16 protein-coding genes are annotated in these 18,434 nt (G+C 66.8%); 9 read left to right on the top strand and 7 right to left on the bottom strand.

Features of this window, described 5'->3' with window-relative positions; all coding sequences use genetic code 11:
• Positions 1 to 45: 45 nt before the first annotated feature.
• From Q9R31_RS04815 to Q9R31_RS04805, 3 genes are all read right to left on the bottom strand, one after another.
• Complete coding sequence (locus Q9R31_RS04815) at positions 46 to 1,386, bottom strand: sugar ABC transporter substrate-binding protein (RefSeq protein ID WP_311261577.1); 1,341 nt, start codon at positions 1,384 to 1,386, stop codon at positions 46 to 48.
• 91 nt (positions 1,387 to 1,477) lie between these two features.
• Complete coding sequence (locus Q9R31_RS04810; RefSeq protein WP_311261576.1) at positions 1,478 to 2,401, bottom strand: carbohydrate ABC transporter permease; 924 nt, start codon at positions 2,399 to 2,401, stop codon at positions 1,478 to 1,480.
• Between the two features lie 10 nt (positions 2,402 to 2,411).
• Positions 2,412 to 3,344, bottom strand: a complete 933-nt coding sequence (locus tag Q9R31_RS04805) for a sugar ABC transporter permease (RefSeq protein ID WP_311261575.1) — start codon at positions 3,342 to 3,344, stop codon at positions 2,412 to 2,414.
• Positions 3,345 to 3,524: 180 nt separating this feature from the next.
• Between Q9R31_RS04805 and Q9R31_RS04800 the strand changes: the two genes are divergently transcribed.
• Positions 3,525 to 4,730 (top strand): Gfo/Idh/MocA family oxidoreductase, encoded by a 1,206-nt coding sequence (locus Q9R31_RS04800; RefSeq protein ID WP_311261574.1) that lies wholly within the window; start codon positions 3,525 to 3,527, stop codon positions 4,728 to 4,730.
• Between the two features lie 10 nt (positions 4,731 to 4,740).
• Positions 4,741 to 5,763 carry a LacI family DNA-binding transcriptional regulator gene (locus Q9R31_RS04795; protein ID WP_311261573.1) on the top strand — a complete coding sequence of 341 codons (1,023 nt, stop codon included), beginning with the start codon at positions 4,741 to 4,743 and terminating at the stop codon, positions 5,761 to 5,763.
• Here Q9R31_RS04795 and Q9R31_RS04790 read toward each other — a convergent pair.
• Positions 5,760 to 6,560, bottom strand: coding sequence for a DeoR/GlpR family DNA-binding transcription regulator (locus Q9R31_RS04790; RefSeq protein ID WP_311261572.1), 801 nt, complete (start codon positions 6,558 to 6,560; stop codon positions 5,760 to 5,762). The two genes, Q9R31_RS04795 and Q9R31_RS04790, sit on opposite strands and share 4 nt — an antisense overlap.
• 145 nt (positions 6,561 to 6,705) lie before the next feature.
• Positions 6,706 to 8,727: an acetate--CoA ligase gene (acs, locus tag Q9R31_RS04785; RefSeq protein WP_311261645.1), complete on the bottom strand. Its 2,022-nt coding sequence runs from the start codon at positions 8,725 to 8,727 to the stop codon at positions 6,706 to 6,708.
• Positions 8,728 to 9,136: 409 nt separating this feature from the next.
• Between acs and Q9R31_RS04780 the strand changes: the two genes are divergently transcribed.
• The 3 genes from Q9R31_RS04780 to Q9R31_RS04770 are packed head-to-tail and all read left to right on the top strand — an operon-like array spanning position 9,137 to position 12,107.
• A complete protein-coding gene (locus Q9R31_RS04780; RefSeq protein ID WP_311261571.1) occupies positions 9,137 to 10,594 on the top strand; it encodes a hypothetical protein in 1,458 nt (485 codons plus the stop codon).
• Between the two features lie 44 nt (positions 10,595 to 10,638).
• Positions 10,639 to 11,433, top strand: coding sequence for an endonuclease III (nth, locus tag Q9R31_RS04775; RefSeq protein WP_311261570.1), 795 nt, complete (start codon positions 10,639 to 10,641; stop codon positions 11,431 to 11,433).
• Positions 11,430 to 12,107 (top strand): CoA pyrophosphatase, encoded by a 678-nt coding sequence (locus tag Q9R31_RS04770; RefSeq protein ID WP_311261569.1) that lies wholly within the window; start codon positions 11,430 to 11,432, stop codon positions 12,105 to 12,107. Before nth ends, Q9R31_RS04770 begins: the two co-directional genes overlap by 4 nt.
• Before the next feature lie 3 nt (positions 12,108 to 12,110).
• On the opposite strand, the gene Q9R31_RS04765 is transcribed toward Q9R31_RS04770, so the two are convergent.
• Together Q9R31_RS04765 and Q9R31_RS04760 are read right to left on the bottom strand one after the other, a co-directional pair.
• Complete coding sequence (locus tag Q9R31_RS04765; RefSeq protein ID WP_311261568.1) at positions 12,111 to 12,302, bottom strand: YegP family protein; 192 nt, start codon at positions 12,300 to 12,302, stop codon at positions 12,111 to 12,113.
• Positions 12,303 to 12,449: 147 nt separating this feature from the next.
• Positions 12,450 to 14,186: a bifunctional 3'-5' exonuclease/DNA polymerase gene (locus Q9R31_RS04760; RefSeq protein WP_311261567.1), complete on the bottom strand. Its 1,737-nt coding sequence runs from the start codon at positions 14,184 to 14,186 to the stop codon at positions 12,450 to 12,452.
• 356 nt (positions 14,187 to 14,542) lie between these two features.
• Here Q9R31_RS04760 and ssd point away from each other — a divergent pair, with 356 nt between their 5' ends.
• From ssd to Q9R31_RS04740, 4 genes are read left to right on the top strand one after another with little or no spacing between them, the layout of a single operon-like run.
• Positions 14,543 to 15,583 (top strand): septum site-determining protein Ssd, encoded by a 1,041-nt coding sequence (gene ssd / locus Q9R31_RS04755; RefSeq protein ID WP_397428204.1) that lies wholly within the window; start codon positions 14,543 to 14,545, stop codon positions 15,581 to 15,583.
• Positions 15,580 to 16,881 (top strand): TadA family conjugal transfer-associated ATPase, encoded by a 1,302-nt coding sequence (locus tag Q9R31_RS04750; protein ID WP_311261565.1) that lies wholly within the window; start codon positions 15,580 to 15,582, stop codon positions 16,879 to 16,881. The genes ssd and Q9R31_RS04750 overlap by 4 nt, the downstream gene beginning before the upstream one ends.
• On the top strand, positions 16,878 to 17,669 hold the full coding sequence (locus Q9R31_RS04745) for a hypothetical protein (RefSeq protein ID WP_311261564.1): 792 nt from the start codon (positions 16,878 to 16,880) through the stop codon (positions 17,667 to 17,669). The genes Q9R31_RS04750 and Q9R31_RS04745 overlap by 4 nt, the downstream gene beginning before the upstream one ends.
• Positions 17,666 to 18,271, top strand: a complete 606-nt coding sequence (locus Q9R31_RS04740; RefSeq protein ID WP_311261563.1) for a type II secretion system F family protein — start codon at positions 17,666 to 17,668, stop codon at positions 18,269 to 18,271. Before Q9R31_RS04745 ends, Q9R31_RS04740 begins: the two co-directional genes overlap by 4 nt.
• Positions 18,272 to 18,434: the final 163 nt, after the last annotated feature.

Genomic DNA, 18,434 nt, shown 5'->3' with positions numbered 1-18,434 from the left:
TCCGGCGGGTGGCTGCGACCACATACGCAGCCACGTGTGCGGGGACTACTTGAACAGGGCGTTAACCTGGCTGTTCGCGGCCGTGAGGGAACTGGCCTTCGACTTGCCGGAGACCACGGAGTCCATGGCCGGCTTCATGATGCCGTCAACCTTCGCGGCGTTATCAGCAATCGGGTAGAGGAAAGTGGTGCCGTCCTTGACTTGCTGGCTGAAGGGGGTCACATCCACGCCCTTGGCCTTGAAGGCTTCGACGGCCTTGTCAGCGGAGGTCTTGATGGCAGGGAAGACGACGGCCTTGGACGCGACCACGTCCTGGCAGGCGGCGGAGCCAAGGTACTCGACCCACTTGAGGGCGGCCCCGGGCTTCTTGGTTCCGGCATAGACGGAGTCCGCCAATCCGTTGTACATGCTGGCGCGCGTGCCGTTGACACCCGTGGGGGTGGGGGCGATGCCGACCTTGACGTCCTTGTAGCCGGTGTACTGGCCGATCATCCAGGAACCGTTGGCGTTGATGACGGACTTTCCGGCGGCGAAGGTATCGGCCATGCTGGCACCTACCGTGGTTTCGAGCTTGGGCATATACCCCTTCTCCACCAGGCCGGCGAACCAGTCGATGCTTTCCTGGAACTTGGGGTCGTCATAGTTGAAGTGCTTGCCCCAAGGGTTCTTGTCCGTGTGTGTCCAGCCGGTGGTGCCTGTCAGGTAGCTCCATTCGGTCTGGCCCTGGCCGGAACCGGACCCGTTGAGGCCGAGCCCGTAGACGGCAACGTTGTTCTTATCGAAGCCGGGCTCGTCACCGCGCTTGCCGTTTTTGTCCACGGTCAGGTGGGCGATGGTCTTTTCGTATGAGCCGCCGTCCTGGGGATTCCATGTCAGGCTGGCCATTTGTTCCGGGGTGACTCCGGCGTCACCGGCAAGTTCGGTGTTGTAGAACAGTGCGATGGTGTCCCAGTCCTTGGGAAGTCCGTAGCGCTTGCCGTCCTGGCCCACCCAGAGGTCCGCCAGCCCTGAGTTGTAAACGCCTGTGTCGATGTTGTCCTTCTTGACGGCGTCATCCAGTGCGAGCAGCTGCTTGTTCTTGATGAATTCGGGGTACTTGCCCAGGTGGTCGGTGAAGACGTCCGGGGCGGTCCCGGCCACGAAGCCGTTGGTCAGGGTGCCCCAGTAATCGTCCCAGCCGCGCTGGGTGACCTTGACGGTGATGTCCGGGTTGGCCTTGTGGAAGTCGTCGGCGCACTGCTTGTAGGCGGGGAGCTGGTTGGCGTCCCAGAGCCAGTAGTTGATTTCGCCCTTACCGGCCTCGGCGGAGCTGCCGCTTCCGCAGGCGGAGAGTGCCAGGACTGCTGCTGCGGCTAATGCGAGGGAGCCGAAAGCTTTCTTGTTCATTGTCAGTACGGGTCCTTTCAGGGTGTTTCCGGGGCAGGCCGCCATGGCGCGCGCCGGGACAGGGATAAGGGAAGTTGCGCGGGAGAATCTGTTACTTGATACCGGAGAAGCCGATGGAGTTGACGATTTTCTTGCCGAAGACGGCGAACAGGATCAGGACGGGAAGCGCCGAGACAAGGGTGGCGGCCATGAGTCCGGACCAGTCCGGGGCGCCCTGCGGCGACTGGGATTTGAAGACGCCGAGGCCTACCGTCAGGACCCGGACGGATTCCTCCTGGCCCACCAGGAGCGGCCAGAAGTATTCGTTCCACTGCCCGATGAAGGTGAGCAGGGCAAGCGTGGCGATGGGGGCTGCGGCGTTTGGCAGGATGATCTGGAAAAAGATCCGAAGGTGCCTGGCGCCGTCGAGCATTGCTGCTTCCTCCACCTCGCGGGACATGTTCAGGAAGAACTGCCGGAGGAAGAAAATGGCGAACGGGGTCATGAAGATGTAGGGAAGTACCAGCCCCGCCATGGTGTTGAGCAGGCCCAGGTTTTTGATGAGGAGGAAGTTGGGCAGCGCCGTGAAGATCGGCGGCACCATCATGGTGGCCAGGAACAGGCTGAAGACCAGGTTCCGTCCGCGCCAGCGCAACCGGGCAAAGGCGTAGGCGGCCATGGCGCTGAAGAACACCGCCCCGGTGGTGGTGATGGAAGCAAAGAGGACCGAGTTGCGCAGGTAGATCCAGAAGTCGATCTGCGCGCCGGATCCGCCGTCTGCGATGGCTTCCTCCGGGGACTGCAGCCCGAAGACGCGCCGGAATGCGCCCAGGCTGAACTCTGCCGGCAGGAGGTTGGTGGCGTTGCCGGCCAAAGCCCCGCTGGTGGACAGTGCCGTCCGGAGGATCCAGTAGAACGGGAGGACCGAGACGGCCACCGCGAGGGCGACCAGGATCCAGGCGGCCGCGCGGCGCCAGTTGAACGTCCGACGGCGGGTGGCAGGCCGGGCGGGTGCGGAGACTTGTGCGGTGGTCATGGAAGTGTCCTTAGTCCAGGTCTGATTCGTTGCCCTTGAGGAACTTCATCTGGATGAAGGCCACCAGGGCGAGGATGACGAAGAGGATGACTGCCAGGGCGGAGCCGTAGCCGAAATCCGATTCCGTGAACGCCTTTTGGTAGATATAGAACTGCAGCACCCGGCTGGCGTTGACGGGCCCGCCCAGCGTGGTCACGGCCACGGTGTCGAATACCTGGAAGGAGCCGATAACGGTGACGATCAGGACCAGCGCCAGCACCGGGCGGAGCAGCGGCATGGTGATCTTGCGGAATGTTTGCCAGGGCGAGGCACCGTCCAGGTTGGCCACTTCATAGACATGGTTGGGGATAGCCTGCAGGCCTGCGAAGAGCAGCAGGGCCGTGTAGCCCATGTGCCGCCAAGTGTTAATGAGGGCCTGGGTGGGGATGGCCCACTCTTCGCTGCCGAAGAATGCCACCTTGGGCAGGCCGATGGCGTCGATGAAGTAGTTGACGATGCCGATCTGGTAGTCCAGGAGCCAGAACCAGAGAAGGGCGGCGATTACGTTCGCCACCAGGTACGGCAGCAGGAGTGCGCCGCGGATCAGGGTTGATTTGGCAACCCGGTGCATCAGCAGGGCCAGCCCCAGTGCCAGCGTGGTCTGCAGGAGGATGTTGATCAGGACGTACTGCCCGGTGACCGCGAGGGCGTTCCAGAACAGGGGGTCCTTGGCGATGGCCTCGTAATTGGCGGTGCCAATCCACGTTGGATCGCCCAGGATGCTGTACTCCGTGAAGCTGAGGTAAATGCCCCGCAGCGTGGGCACCAGGTAAAAAACGATAAATCCGATCATTGCCGGGGCGACGAAGAACAGCGCGATCTTCACATCGCTTTGTCCCCTGCGCTTCAGCGGCCGGCGCATCGTGTGCTCTGCCGGGCTGGCGTTCCTGGTAAGGGTGGTCATCGTCGACCCTTTCCTAAGTGTGATGGAAGTAACAAGCTGAGAAGTAATCTACACGAGTAGATTGTCAAGGGCAATGGGTTGTTGGGATGTTTTAAAGTGGCGGCTTTTCGCCATTCACTGGATATTGACTCGAGTAGAAACCGGTGCAACACTCGGAGAAACCCAGACGGAAGGCAAACAATGACGTTCTCCATTGGCATCGTGGGCGCAGGCCAGTTCGGCAGCCAGTTCGCACACCTGTTCAACCTGCATCCGGGAGTCAGCAGCGTCCACGTGGTGGACCAGCTTCCGGAACGCGCAGAGTCCGTGGTCCGCAGACTGGAACTCGCGGGCGTCGTTGCCGACTTTGACGCGCTGTTGGCGTCAGACATCGACGCAGTGGCGATCTTCACCCAGCGGTGGACGCATGGACCCCTGGTGGAGCGTGCGCTGCGCGCCGGCAAGCACGTTTACTCAGCCGTGCCCATGGCGGTTTCCGAAGAGGAAATCGCCCGCATCATCGAAGCCGTCCGGGATACCCGGAAGGTCTACATGATGGGGGAGACCAGCTATTACAACCCAGCCACCGTGTACGCCCGTGAACAGCAGGCGGCCGGCAGGTTCGGCAGGATCTTCTACTCCGAAGGGGACTACGTCCACGACATGGACCTCGGCTTTTACGACGCCTACCAGTACAGCGGCGGCGAGCGGTGGAAGGAGACGGCAAGCTACCCGCCCATGCTGTACCCCACCCATGCAATCGGCGGTGTGCTGGGTGCCATCCCGGCACACGCCGTCAGCGTCAGCTGCGTCGGCGTCAAGGACCACCGGGACGACGGCGTATTCGACAAGGACGTCAGCATGTTCGGCAATGACTTCTCCAACGCCACCGCCCTCTTCGAACTGAACGATGGCGGTGTGATGCGCACCAATGAAATGCGCCGCGTCGGCTATCCCTCGCACATCCGTGAATCCCGCTTCCGGTTCTTTGGCACCGAGGCAAGCTTTGAACAGCTCGCCAAGGTCACCGTGTGGCAGGACAAGCAGAACGTCCACGACATCTCCGAGCAGATGGAAACCCGGCCCAGCATGTCCCTGGACGATCCCTCACTGGCCAACGTGGCCCCAGAGCTGCGGGATGCCTTCGTGTCGGGACTGTCCCCGGTTCACGATGCCGAACGACTGCCCGAGGAGTTCCGTGGCGCACCAAACGGGCACGAAGGAAGCCACCACTTCCTCGTGGACGACTTTGTCACCGCGGTCAACAACGGCACCCTGCCGCCCGTGAATGCGTGGGTAGCTGCCCGTTTCACCCTCCCCGGCATCGTGGCCCACCAGTCCGCCCTGCAAAACGGCGCGCGGCTTCCCATCCGTGACTTCGGGGATGCGCCGGGCATGAGTGGCTAGCATGGACAGCATGACCTCCCCGGCTGCGCAGGCCTCCCGCGGCGGCCCGGTGACGCGCAAGGACGTGGCGCGCTACGCGGGCGTCAGCACCGCCGTCGTCAGTTACGTGGTCAACGGCGGTCCGAAGAAAGTGGCGCCGGCAACTGAAGCCAAGGTCCAGGACGCCATCCGCGTCCTTGGCTACCGCCCCAACGCCGCGGCGCGTGCGCTCAAGCTCGGCTCGAGCGAGACCCTGGGGCTCATTGTCCCGGACATCACAAACCCGTTTTTCTCACTGTTCTCCCACGCGGTGGAGGATGCCGCCGCAGACCTGGGGTATGCGCTGGTGTTGAGCAACTCGGACGGGAACCTGGCCAAGGAGCGGCGCAACATCGGCAACCTCGCGGCCCGGCAAGTGGACGGCGTCCTGCTGGCCAGTGTCCTTTTCGAGCCCGATCTTGAAGCGTTGGAAACGGCGGACATCCCCTCGGTGCTGCTCAACCAGGAACGGGACGCCCCGGGATTCAACAGCATCGGTGTGGACCTCGCGGCCGGAGCAAAGATCGCGGTGGAACACCTGATCTCCCATGGCCACACCAACATAGGCCTGGCCATGGGAACCAACGTCTCCGGTGACACCGACGGCCGTGAGGTGGGCTGGCGGCAGGCGCTCCAGGCGGCAGGCCTGCCCGAGGGGCCCATTTCCTACAGTGCCTTCACCCGGCCCGGAGGTTATGTTGCCGGGCAGCGCCTGCTGGCATCCGTGAACCGGCCAACGGCCATCTTCGCCACGTCCGATATGCAGGGGATCGGACTCCTGCGGGCCATCCATGAAGCGGGACTGTCTGTTCCGGGAGACATCGCCATCGCGTCGTTTGACGGCTCAGCAGACTCTGAATACTCCTGGCCCGCGCTGACCACGGTTGAGCAGCCAGTGGCGGCCATGGCGGAGGCTGCCGTGGCGGCTCTCGTTGGAGCCAGCCGGGGAGAGGACCCGCGGCACCGGATTTTCCCCACCAAACTGCACGTACGCCAGTCCTGCGGCTGCCCCTAGCCGGGTGGCTGCACGGCGGGCAGGCGCAGCCGGCCTACCCGTTCGCCCAGCACCCGCCGTGCTTCCGCGCTGAGTCCGGCGTCACTGATGACCTCATCCACGTCATCCAGGGCGGCGATGGAGCTGATGCCCAGCATTCCCCACTTGGTGTGGTCGGCCAGCACCACCGTCTTGCGGGCTGCCGCCACAAAGGCCCGGTCGGTTTCGGCTTCGAGCAGGTTGGGCGTAGTGAACCCGGCGTCGGCGTCCATTCCATGGACGCCCAGGAAGAGGACATCCAGATGCAGCTGCTTAAGGGCCCCCGTTGCGATGGGGCCTACCAGGGCGTCCGACGGCGTGCGCTCGCCGCCCACGAGAATCACCGTTGAGGCGTAGCGGGCCGACCCGGACGAGGCGGCGTGGTGGAAAAGGTCAGCAATCCTGACCGAGTTGGTCACCACGGTGATCCGCGGCCCGCCGGCCAGTTCCCTGGCCAGCGCCCACGTGGTTGTTCCTGCGCTGAGGCCAACCGCCATGCCCTCGTGAACCAGGGCGGCCGCCTCCACGGCGATGGCCCGTTTCTCCGCGGTCAGCTGGGTGGACTTCAGCTCGAAACCTGGCTCGTGCGTGCTGGCGTCCCCCGGCAGCTTGGCGCCGCCGTGGATGCGTTCCAGCTTGCCGCCCTCTTCGAGCAGCTCGATATCCCGCCGCACCGTCATCAACGAGACGCCCAGCTGGTGGGCGAGGTCCGAGACCCGGACCACCCGCTCCCGCTGGACGGCGTCAACAATGGCCTGGTGACGTGCAGCGGGCAGCATCTGGGCGGAATCCTTCGGGCGGGGGACAGGGCTGGGTCCAGTCTAGGCCTGCACCACAACGAAGGAGTGGCAGTTATCCGGAAGCGTGCGTCAGAGGCGAGGAACGAGCCAGCACGCGGAGGATGACTGCCACTCCTGAGCCCACCTACTTCCGGAGCGACTGCGCGATCTGCTGCATGATCGTGGGATCGGAGAGCGTGGTGGCGTCGCCCGGGTCGCGGCCTTCGGCAACGTCTTTGAGGAGGCGGCGCATGATCTTGCCGGACCGGGTCTTGGGCAGTTCGGGCACCACCAGGATGTTCTTGGGCTTGGCGATGGGCCCGATCTCCTTGCCCACATGGTTGCGCAGTTCCTGTACCGTGGCGTCACCGTTGTTCACGGCGTCACCGCGGAGGATGACGAACGCGACGACGGCCTGCCCGGTGGTCTCGTCCGTGGCACCCACGACGGCGGCCTCGGCCACGGCGGGGTGGCTCACCAGGGCGGATTCGATCTCCGTGGTGGAGAGCCGGTGTCCGGAGACGTTCATGACATCGTCCACCCGGCCCAGCAGCCAGATGTCCCCGTCCTCGTCCTTCTTGGCACCGTCTCCGGCGAAGTACATGTTCTCGAAGCGGGACCAGTAGGTGTCCTTGAACCGCTGCGGGTCGCCCCAGATACCCCGCAGCATGGCCGGCCACGGTTCACGGATCACCAGGAAGCCGCCGTGGCCGTTCGGGACTGATTCGCCCATTTCGTCCACAACGTCCACGGCGATGCCGGGCAGCGGAACCTGCGCCGAGCCGGGCTTGGTGGCGGTCACGCCAGGCAACGGGGCGATCATCTGGGCGCCCGTTTCGGTCTGCCACCAGGTGTCCACGATGGGCGTCTTGTCACCGCCGATCACCTTGCGGTACCACATCCAGGCCTCAGGGTTGATGGGCTCGCCCACCGAACCCAGCACGCGCAGGGAGGAGAGGTCGTACTTCGCCGGGATCTCCGCACCCCACTTCATGAAAGTGCGGATGGCGGTGGGGGCGGTGTAGAGGATGGAGACCTTGTACTTTTCCACGATCTCCCACCAGCGGCCCTGGTGCGGGGAGTCCGGGGTGCCTTCGTACATGACCTGCGTGGCTCCATTGATGAGCGGCGCGTAGGCGACGTAGGAATGGCCGGTGACCCAGCCGACGTCGGCCGTGCACCAGTACACGTCCGTTTCCGGATGCAGATCAAAGACTGCCTTGTGGGTGTAGGCGGTCTGGGTGAGGTACCCGCCGGTGGTGTGCAGGATGCCCTTGGGCTTGCCGGTGGTACCGGAGGTGTAGAGGATGTACAGCGGGTGCTCCGAATCGTGGCCCACGGCAGTGTGCTCCGGGCTGGCCGTGTCCACCGTGTCCGCCCACCAGTGGTCCCGGCCCTCCTTCCAGTCCACGTCCTGGCCGTTGCGCTTGACCACCACCACGTTCTGCACGCTGTGGCCATCCTTCGCGAGCGCCTCATCCACTGCGCTCTTGAGGGCGCTGGGCTTGCCGCGCCGGTATGTCCCGTCCGCGGTGACCACCAGCTTGGCTTCGGCATCCTCAATCCGGGAGCGCAGCGCGTCCGCGGAGAAGCCCCCGAACACCACCGAATGCACTGCCCCGATCCGGGCGCAGGCCAGGAGCGTAATCACGGCCTCTGGAATCATCGGCAGGTACACGGCCACCCGGTCGCCCTTGACCACGCCGAGGGACTCGAAGGCGTTGGCCGCCTTCTTCACCTCTTCGGTCAGCTGCGCGTACGTGTAGGAGCGGGTATCTCCGGGCTCGCCCTCGAAGTAGATGGCCACCCTGTCGCCCTTGCCGTCCTCCACATGCCGGTCCAGGGCGTTGTAGGCGGCGTTGAGTTCACCGCCCACGAACCACTTGGCGAACGGCGGATCAGACCAGTCCAGGGCCTGCGTGAAGTCCTTGCTCCACGTGAGCAGTTCCCGTGCCTGCTTTGCCCAAAACGCGGGGCGGTCGGCATCCGCTTCCTCATACTCCGACGCGGTGACAACGGCGTTCGCCGCGAATTCCGGGGCTGGCGGGAAGGCCCGGGTCTCATTCAGCAGGTTTTCAAAGGCATCGCCCTGGTGGCCCTGCTGGCCTGCCGGCTGGGCGGAAGCGGAAGGAACGGTGGCCGTGGAGCTGGGGGTGTCCTGGGACATGTGAACCTCATCATTCATCGATCTTTGCCGCGCGGGACGCCGCCACCGCATGGCCCACCGTTCGCACGGCGTTGGGCTGCAGCCGGGGACGGACATACCGCAAAGAGCTGTTCCGCAACCAAGCCTAATGCTTACCGTGCCGCCTCTGTGCGCCCCGTCACATACGCCACCGCGAACGGCATTTTTTATGCGGTGAATGGTGTCTTCATGACTTGCCCGGCACCCCGTGGGACCTGCCCCAGCTAGTGATCGGCTTGGCCGTTGACTAGGCTGAGATGGAATTGTGACTTCACTTCGGACCGCTCCGGCCGGGCGCAAACAGCGCCTTGCCGGGCCTGGACCGCATGTCAAGACGGCACAGTTTTCGGGTCCGGACCGGGCCCGGTGCCGCCACGCTAAGGAGAGCAGAATGAACCAGCAGAGCTACGGCCAACGAACGGGCCCGGACGCCAAGGCGGGGTCCGGAAGCTCCGGATCCGCCGTGGGCGGATCAGGGAACGCAACACGGGCCGGCGATGCCGCCAAGGGACAGGCTGCAGGGCAGAAAGCTGCCTCCGGGAAGATCGACCCGAAGGCCAACCAGGCCGTGCTTGGGCCGTTCACCGTTCGTGACCTGGTTGTCTTCGCCAGCACCCTGATCCTTTTTGTTGCGTCCCTGCTTCCCCTCTTCGGCGCCCGGTACAACCTGTGGAACCTGAACAACCTGTTCTTCCTGGGACTGGGCATTATCCTGCCGTTGATCGCCAGCGCGCTGTTCGCCGCGCGCCGCCTGGCACCGGCCACCAGGATCCGCGTGGGTTCGCTCTCGGTTGACCAGTTCGCCTCCGTGGTGGCCTCCTTCGCCGTCGCCTTCTTCTTCCTGTCGGTTGCAGGCGGGTACGTCACCAGCCTGCTGGTGGGACTGATTGGCTCGGTCATCCTCTTCGCAGCCACCGTGCTGGGCCGGTTCCTGCCATACCTCTCCGGCGATTTCAAAGACCGGCCTGAGGCGCCGGCGCACATCGTGGCACGCGAAGCCGCGGTGCCGGCGCGGAAACCGCGGACCCCCAAAGCTCCCAAGCCCCAGTCCGGTTCCAACCAGTCCGGTTCCAACCCGTCGAAGGGTGGCGTCAATGGCGGGACCATGTTCGGTGGCGCCGGTGCAGGCTCCTCCGCGGTCCAGCCGGGGTCGTCCAGCCCCGCCCCTGAACCTGAGCGGTCCGCCCACATGCCCGCCACCGCGGCCGTGCCTGTGACGAACGCCGGGGGCGCCGCTGCCCCGACTACGGGAGCCGCCAGCGCCGCTGCCACTGGCGCAGGGACCGGCGCGGCAGGCGCCGGAGCTGGCGCCGCGGGTGCAGGCGCCGCTGCCGGGGCCGTCGCCGGCGGTGCGGGAGCGGCCGCCCCTGCGCCAACCGCGCCAGTATCAACCGCCCCCGAAGTCTCCGACCGGGACGCCGGCGCACCGCATGTGGACGCCGGCCCGCCCACCCAGGCAGCCGACGTCGTCCGCCCCGACTCAACCCCCGCAGCGGTTGAGACCCAGCACGGGGCCGTCCCTGCAGCCGGAGCTCCGCAGGCGGCATGGGAGCCGCCGGCCGCCACCGCCGTGCACCAGCAGGTCCGTTCCGAGCAGCCGATCGGGGCAACTGTGGACCCGTCCAGCCGCCACGACGAGACTGACGGGCAGCCGGTCCATGAGGCGTTCTGGTTCGCCGTCGCCCAGCACCGCACCGCTTACGACCCCCGCACCGGAGCGCCTGCCTTCGTGATTGAACCAGGTGGGTGGGTGCTGGCCCTTGAGGACCGGGGCCACGAATTCCTGGTCCAGCACACGGACGGACGGCTGGGCGTCCTGCGCGACCTCAGCAACATCGAGCGCGGCTGACGCCGGTGGCCGGGCCCCGCAGCAGGACCGGGCAGGCCACAGGCATGCCCGTGGTCTCGTCCGAATCCGTCCTGGCGCTGAAGCGGCGGGCACGGCGCATCCACCGGGCCCTGGCCGAAAAATATCCCTACGCCCACGCGGAACTTGACTTCCGCAACCCGTTCGAACTGCTCGTAGCCACCGTGCTGTCTGCCCAAACCACCGACGTCACGGTCAACCAGGTCACCAAAGTGCTGTTCACGCGCTGGCCCAACGCCCGGGCGTTGGCCGAGGCGGACCCCACGGAGCTTGAAACCATCCTCAAGCCCACGGGGTTCTTCCGCGCCAAAGCGAGGAACGTCCAGGCGTTGTGCACTCGCCTGGTGGACGACTTTGATGGGGAGGTACCGGGGAGGATGGAGGACCTGGTCACCTTGCCCGGCGTGGGGCGCAAGACCGCCAACGTGGTACTCGCCAACGCCTTCGGCATCCCGGGCATCTCGGTGGACACGCATTTCGCCCGGCTGGCGAAGCGGTTTGGCTGGACCCAGTCCGAGGACCCTGTGCAGATCGAACAGGACGTGGCGGAGCTGTTTGAGCGCAGGGACTGGACCATGCTGTCCCACCGGGTGATCTTCCACGGCCGCCGCGTCTGCCATGCCCGGAAGCCCGCGTGCGGAGCCTGTCCCGTGGCCAACTGGTGTCCCAGTTACGGCCTGGGGGAGACCGACCCCGTCAAAGCGGCCAAGCTCCTCAAATATGAACTGGCGCCCGGCAGCGAGGCGTTGCTGGAGCAGTACCTGTCGGAACAGCACCGGGCTGCGGAGATCCGGATGGCTTCCCAGTCGAGGGCCACGTGAGCGCACGCGACGACCTGGCCGGGCTGGTCCGGCGGGCGGAATCCGGAACAGCCGGTCCGCCTGATCCGCGCTGGGCCGCGCTGACCGTGGATGCGGCACGTGCCCGCAGGGCAGCGGTTTTGATGCTCTTCGGCGTGCTCGATGACGTCCCGGCCGCGTCCGGCAAGCCGCTGGCGCCGGCGGACCTGGACGTCCTGCTCCTGGAGCGCGCCCACACCCTGGGCTCCCACCCCGGGCAGGTGGCGTTCCCCGGCGGCAGCATCGACCGGGGTGAAACCCCGGTGGCGGCTGCGCTCCGGGAAGCCGAGGAGGAAACCGGACTGGACTCCGGCGGGGTGGAAGTCCTGGGCACGCTCCAGGAACTGGGCCTGGCCCACAGCAACTTCCTGGTGACGCCCGTGCTCGGGTGGTGGCATTCGCCGTCGCCGGTCCGGGTAGTGGACTACGGCGAATCAGCCCAGGTGTTCCGCGTCCCGGTCAGGGACCTCCTGGACCCGGACAACAGGGTCATGGCCACTGTCCACAGGGCAGGCCGCACGTTCGACAGCCCTGCCTTCACCGTCAAGGGCGTGGTCGTCTGGGGATTCACCGGCATTGTGCTGAGCGGCCTCTTCGAGCAGCTTGGCTGGTCCGTCCCGTGGGACCGCACCCGGCTGCACCCGATAGGGGTCTAGTTTTCAGGCCTGCTGCTGGCGTAAATCCACCACTATTCCGGTGGCGGCATTCTCGCGCATGGCCTTGATTCCGTCGCGGAGCAGGCTTAGGGACTTGAAGGTTGGTGACACCGCAACAATATTGCCCTCGGCGTCGGTGAGCCGTAACCGGTACGACTCATCGCCTGTACGGTGTATTTCAAATCTTCCCGCCATGGACGGGGACCTCCCTGGTATGCGTCGTTGCATCAGCGTGTGGACCGGTCTGCTTCAGTCGCCGCTTCGACTGTAACGTCCGTCACCGGGCGCGCATAGCTACCGCCGGGTAGATTACTTTTGCGTCCCCAAGGGCAGTTAGGCCTGCTATTTGGCGAGGTCGTAGGAGTCCACGACGGCCATGCTGACCGGGAACTCAACGGGGATCCGGCCGAACAGCAGCTCTTTCGCGGCCCTGGCTGATTCCTCGATGGCCGCGATGCAGGCGTCCACACCCTCCGAGGGCGCATGCACCATCACTTCGTCATGAAGGAAGAAGGCGAGTTCGGCCCGCACAGGCCCGCCGCTCCGGGCGGTTCCTTCCGTCCGCAAGGCGCGCAGCCGCCGTCGTAATTCCGCAAGCCAGCAGGCCGCCCAGTCCGCTGCCGAGCCCTGGACCACGAAGTTGCGGGTAAAGCGCCCGCGGGACCGGGCTATCGACTCAGCCCGCCGCTGCTCCTCCGCGGTGGCTGAGCGCTGGCTCAGGAACCACTGCCCGGACGGGGGAGGGCTGCTGCGGCCAAGCCTTGTGGTCACCGTCCCGCCCGCTTCGCCCGTCCGGGCGGCCCGCTCCACAAAGTCCACGGCACGCGGATAGATGCGTGCCAGCTGTGGCATCAGGCGGCCCGCCTCGCCGGAGGTGGCCCCGTACATGGCACCCAGCAGGGCCATCTTCGCCTTGGCGCGGTCGCCGCCAAATCCCTTGGCCGCGATCCCGGCATACAGGTCCTGGTCCCGCGCCGCCTCGGCCATGGACGAGTCCTGCGCGAGGGCCGCCAACACGCGCGGTTCCAGCTGCGAGGCATCGGCGACGATGAGCTTGTGGCCGGGGTCGGCGTGCACTGCGCCGCGGACCTGGCGGGGGATCTGCAGGGCGCCGCCGCCACGGGACGCCCAACGCCCCGACACCACGCCGCCCACCACGTATTCCGGGCGGAACCGTCCGCCGTCCACCCAGGCATCCAACCAGGACCAACCGTTCGCCGTGTGGAGGCGGGAAAGCTTCTTGTACTCCAGCAGCGGCTCAATGGCCGGGTGGCTGGACTCCCTTAGCTCCCACTTGCGGGTGCTTTTGACCTCGATCCCGTTGCGGTGCAGGGCGCGCATCAGGTCCTGCGGGGAATCCGGGTTCAGCCCGGGTGAGTTGAGCAGGGCACGCAGCTCCGCAGCCAACGCCTCCAGTTTCGCCGGACGCTGGCCGGCGGGCGGGCGCGGACCCAGGTGGCTGGCCAGTATGTGTTCGTGCAGGTCCTCGCGCCAAGGCACTCCGGCATGCTGCATCTCGGCTGCCACGATGGCAGCCGCGGATTCCGCCGCCAGGAGCAGCTGGAGGCGGTTCCGGCGGTTTTCCTCCGTACCCACGCCGGCCAGCGCAGCCTGTTGGGCCGCGTACTCGGCGCGGAGCTCCTCAAGCGTCCAGCCGGATCGCGGTGCCGCAGCGGGGTCATCGAACAGGGCGCCCTGGTCTGCCGGGGGACGCGGTGGCTGCAGCGCCTTCGGCGGAAGCACGGGATCCTCCACCGGTACCCTGTCCGTGTTCCGGGCATAGTCAGTGTGGGCGCTGAACTGCGAGAAGGTCAGGATGTTGCCGCAAAGGGTGACGTCGTAACAGCGTTCCACCTCCACGCCGGAGGCGAGCAGCGCCGGGTACCAGTCCTGGGTCCGGTGCCAGACCCAGCGGGGTGGTTGGCCGCCGGGGCGCCGGGCTTCCAGTTCACGGACGACGGCGGCAAGGTCGTTGGGTGCCACGATGCGGGGTTCGGGCTTGGCCGGCCGGGCGTGGCCCGCCTGCGTCAGTTCCTGGAGCGCCGCGCCGTGCGGGTGGGCGGCGAGCAGCAGGTACATGCTCCCATTCTGCCTTGCCGGTGGCATGTGCCTTGCCGGTGACGTGGAACCATTGGGGTTGTCCACGGTGCGGGTTGTCCACATACAGGATTTGCTCCCTTAACTCGGTTACTGGGCCGCGGCAGAGTGGCTCCATGAGCAGGCACCAGCTGAATGCATCCCCATCCGGGCCGGGACGGGCCGCCGGCTCCTCCTGGCGGCCAACGGACGTGGCGCCACCATCCCGCGGTGGTCCTTCTCCGGACAGCGCGGAAGTGCCTGGTGCCGCCTGGCTGCCGGAAGGTTCAAGGCCTGTAGGTTCGGTGGCGGCCGCTTCTGTGCCGGGGGGTTCCGCGCCGGTTGGTCTCGGAGAGGTGCTGCTCGTGACGTCCTCCGGCGTCCTCCGCGCCGAAGTGGAGCGTATTGTGGCAGCCGCCGGTGCGCACCTGCACGTCGTCCCCGACGCAGTCGAGGCGGGACGCTACTGGGAAGCGGCGTCCTGCGTCCTGGTAGGCAGTGACGTGCGCGAGCTGCCGCCTCGGCGGCGCACACCTGCTGTCATGGTGGGCCTCGACGGAGAAGGGGACAGCCTCTGGCACCTCGCGGCTGCCCTCGGGGCCGAACGTGTTGCCGTGCTGCCCGACGCCGCCGCCTGGCTGGCCGACCATCTGAGCAGATCGCGGTCCCCGGGGCCGGGCGGACTAGTTCTTGGCATCACGGGCGGTTGCGGCGGGGCCGGAGCCACTACCGCCGCCATCTGGATAGCGCAGGCGGCAGCAGGGCTGGGGGTGCGGGTCCTGCTGGTTGACGGCGACCCATGGGGAGGGGGCCTGGAGCTGGCACTCGCCGCAGAGGAAAACCCCGGGCTTCGGTGGCCCGACCTTGCTGAGGCCAGGGGAAGCATCGATCCCCTGCAGCTCTCGGATTCCCTGCCCGTTGCGGGAGGCTTTTCCTTCCTGTCCTGGCCTGGCACAAGGGAGCAGCCCCTTCCTGTCGCCGCCGCAGCCGCAGCGGGTGTGCTTGACGCTGCCCGGCGCGGCTACGAACTGGTCCTGCTCGATGTGGGACGGGGTGCGGAACCGCTCCATACGGTGGCGTGGGACTGCGACCGGATCCTGATGGTGGTCCCGGCGCAGCTGAAAGCGGCAGTGGCGGCCGTACGCCTGCTGCAGGAACTTCCGCCGGTGGAGGCTGCCCTGCTGGTCCGGGGCCGGCCCGGATCTGCGCTGGACAACTCGCTGATCGCTGATGCCGTAGGACTGCCGGTTCAGGGCCGTATACCCGAACTGCGCGCCGTTGCAGGCGCCATGGAATCCGGCCGTCTGCTGGACCTGGGAAAGCGCCGCAACATCCGGCGTTTCGCTGCCTCCGTGCTTGACTGGCTGGGCGACGACCTGCCGGCGGGAGACCTGGCATGAAGCGGGCGCCGGGTGGTCCGTTGGCAGCGGCCCCGGCAACGGGCAGCGCAGCGGGGGCCGGCGGCTTGGCTTCACGGCGCAGCGCCCGCATTCTGGAAGGGAACCAGGCCATCGGCCGGACGCGCAGCACGGAAACAGCCGGCAGGGGCAGGACCGTCGATTCCGGGCTGCTGGAATCCGTCCGCGAGTCGATGATGGCTGAGGCCGGAGCCGTTACCCCTTCACGGGTTGCCGCCGCCGTCCAGGCTACCGGCAAGCTGTTGGGCACCGCCGGATCACTTGCCGCCGTGGAACGGATCAGTGCCGAGCTCAACGGACTGGGTCCGCTGCAGGAGCTCACCCGGGACCCTGCCGTCACAGACATCTTCGTCAACGCTCCCGACTCGGTCTGGGTGGACCGGGGCGGCATCGAGCGCGTTCCTGTCCTGTTTGACGGCGAGGCCCAGCTGCGGGCGCTGGCCTGCAGGCTTGTCGCTGCAGGCGGGCGCCGCCTGGATGACGGTTCACCCTGTGTCGATGTCAGGCTTGCCGGCGGCTACCGTGTCCATGCCGTGTTGCCGCCGGTTTCCACGTCCGGGACGCTGCTGAGCGTGCGGATCCGTAGGGAGAGGGTCTTCAGCATGGAAGAGCTGCGCTCCGGGGGAATGTTCGGGCCGGGAGTGCAGGCGGTGCTGGAGAAAGTAGTGGCGAGGAGGCTGAGCTTCCTGATCAGTGGTGCCACCGGTTCCGGGAAGACCACGCTGCTTTCCACCCTGTTGGGGCTGTGCTCGGCGGCGGAGCGGCTGGTCCTGATTGAGGATGCGTCCGAACTGAATCCCGTCCATCCCCACGTGGTCGCCCTGGAATCACGCCACGGGAACCTTGAAGGCGGTGGTGCGGTGGATTTGGGGGAACTCGTCCGGCAAGCGCTGCGCATGCGTCCGGACAGGCTGGTGGTGGGCGAGTGCCGGGGCGCGGAAGTCCGCGAGCTCCTCACCGCAATGAACACAGGCCACAGCGGCGGCGGAGGCACCATCCACGCCAATACGGCAGCAGCGGTCCCGGCCAGGCTCAACGCCCTCGGGGCGCTCGCGGGGATGGGACCCGAGGCCGTGCGGCTCCAGGCCGCCAGCGCCCTCGACGTTGTCATCCATGTGGGCAGGACGTCCCGGGGCAGGGAAGTTTTGTGCATCGGACTTGTTGGCGACGGCGGGGAGGAATTGACGGTGGTGCCGGCGATTGAAGGATCAGGTGTGCCGGGTCCCGCATGGCCGGCGCTGGCAGCCCGTTTGGGCATTGGCCCCGGGGACATCCTGTGACCATCCTCCTCACTGCGGTCCTCGGCGCCGCCGTGTGGCTGCTCCTCAAGCCGCCCCTGGATGCTGCTTCAAGACTGCGCGCAGCCGGCAAAAGCGCGAAAGGACCCGGAATCCGGAAGAACCGCATACGGCCTTGGGGCAGCCCGGCCGGCAAGGGCCCGGCAAGGACGCAGGGACCCGGCCTGACCCTGGTGGTGCAGCAGCTGGCGGCGCTGCTCAGGGGTGGACGAACACCGGGCAGGCTGTGGGACGAGCTGTGGACCGTATACGGCGTTCCGGGGGACGGGCAGCGGCCACACCAGGCACTCCCGTCCCCCGTCCTGTCAGGGGGTTCAATCGCCGTCCTGGCCTCCGCACGCGCGGCCGCGGCAACCGGAGCTCCTGTGTCGGAGGCCATCCTGCGCGCGGTTTCCACTGCGTTCGGCCGCAAGGCCCGGGAGGGCAGGACCTGGTCTGAGCTTGCCGCCTGCTTTGACATCGCCGAAGCCAGCGGATGTCCGCTTGCCTATGTGCTGACCAGGTTCGCCGCCCAGCTGGAAGCGGAAGATGATGCGGACGCGGCCCGGCAGACGGCCCTCGCCGGTCCCAAAGCCACAGTCCGCCTCCTGACCTGGCTTCCATTGATGGGTCTTGGACTGGGTGCTGCCCTGGGGGTGGACCCGCTGGCCACCCTGCTGGGAACACCGCTGGGACTGGCCACACTGTTCGGCGGCGTGGTGCTCACAGCAGCAGGGAGGGCCTGGTCCGCCCGGCTTGTTTCGGCGGCCGCAGGGGCAGGAGTGCCGTGACGCCGGGTTGGGCCGCGGGCCTGGCGCTGTTCCTGGTGTTCGCCGCCGGTGCTTGGCTTGCCTGTTCAGGGCTCGACCGGTCGCGTCATCGGCTGCGCTACCTGTTTCAGGCCGGCGCGGGGGTACATCCGGTGGCTGCCGCGGAGGGGCCGGCAGGTGACAGGAGCTGTGGCTTGAAGGATACGGCCATGATGCTCGAACTCGTGGCGGCGATGCTGGATGCCGGAGCCGGTATCGGGCGTTCGCTCGAACTGGTGGCTGCCTCGGCCGTGCCGCAGTACAGGGAGTCGCTGAGGCCGGTGGTCTCGGCCCTGGCCATCGGTGCCGACTGGGAAACAGCATGGCGGAGCTCTGCCGTCCGACTCCCGGAAATCCTGGAGCTCCGGGATGCGCTGGGCTTCGCCGCACTTACCGGGGCGCCGTCGTCCGCGATTCTCTACGCCCAGGCCGCCAGGCTTCGCCGGGAACGGTTCAGGGCCGCGGAAAAGCGTGCCGCTTCGCTGGGCGTGAAGCTGGTGGTTCCGCTGGGCCTGTGCTCCCTCCCTGCTTTTATCTGCTTAGGCGTCGTCCCGGTGCTTCTTGCCCTGGTGCCATCCGGGTAACCGGCCGCTGCCGTGCCCCAGGATGCAGGCTGATCCCTTCCTTCACAAAGCCAGGAAAAGCCCACCTTTTCCACTTAGCGCATCCCCTCCCTTACCGGCTCCCGCGAGGCCGGGAAGAGTCAAGGCAGCCGGGAAAACCACCGGCAAACAATGGAAAGGAAAC

This window comes from Pseudarthrobacter sp. BRE9 (assembly GCF_031844305.1).
Lineage (GTDB): Bacteria > Actinomycetota > Actinomycetes > Actinomycetales > Micrococcaceae > Arthrobacter.
The sequence above is the reverse complement of the archived record's forward strand: the minus strand, read 5'-3'. Positions and strand labels throughout refer to the sequence as shown.

What these genes read in the sequence shown, in the direction of transcription:
- Q9R31_RS04760 (WP_311261567.1), bottom strand. Translation starts at nt 14,186, where the DNA reads ATGTACCTGCTGCTCGCCGCCCACCCGCACGGCGCGGCGCTCCAGGAA.
- Q9R31_RS04795 (WP_311261573.1), top strand. Translation starts at nt 4,741, where the DNA reads ATGACCTCCCCGGCTGCGCAGGCCTCCCGCGGCGGCCCGGTGACGCGC.
- Q9R31_RS04750 (WP_311261565.1), top strand. Translation starts at nt 15,580, where the DNA reads ATGAAGCGGGCGCCGGGTGGTCCGTTGGCAGCGGCCCCGGCAACGGGC.
- Q9R31_RS04810 (WP_311261576.1), bottom strand. Translation starts at nt 2,401, where the DNA reads ATGACCACCGCACAAGTCTCCGCACCCGCCCGGCCTGCCACCCGCCGT.
- Q9R31_RS04805 (WP_311261575.1), bottom strand. Translation starts at nt 3,344, where the DNA reads ATGACCACCCTTACCAGGAACGCCAGCCCGGCAGAGCACACGATGCGC.
- Q9R31_RS04815 (WP_311261577.1), bottom strand. Translation starts at nt 1,386, where the DNA reads ATGAACAAGAAAGCTTTCGGCTCCCTCGCATTAGCCGCAGCAGCAGTC.
- Q9R31_RS04800 (WP_311261574.1), top strand. Translation starts at nt 3,525, where the DNA reads ATGACGTTCTCCATTGGCATCGTGGGCGCAGGCCAGTTCGGCAGCCAG.
- acs (WP_311261645.1), bottom strand. Translation starts at nt 8,727, where the DNA reads ATGTCCCAGGACACCCCCAGCTCCACGGCCACCGTTCCTTCCGCTTCC.
- nth (WP_311261570.1), top strand. Translation starts at nt 10,639, where the DNA reads ATGCCCGTGGTCTCGTCCGAATCCGTCCTGGCGCTGAAGCGGCGGGCA.
- Q9R31_RS04780 (WP_311261571.1), top strand. Translation starts at nt 9,137, where the DNA reads ATGAACCAGCAGAGCTACGGCCAACGAACGGGCCCGGACGCCAAGGCG.
- Q9R31_RS04790 (WP_311261572.1), bottom strand. Translation starts at nt 6,560, where the DNA reads ATGCTGCCCGCTGCACGTCACCAGGCCATTGTTGACGCCGTCCAGCGG.
- Q9R31_RS04765 (WP_311261568.1), bottom strand. Translation starts at nt 12,302, where the DNA reads ATGGCGGGAAGATTTGAAATACACCGTACAGGCGATGAGTCGTACCGG.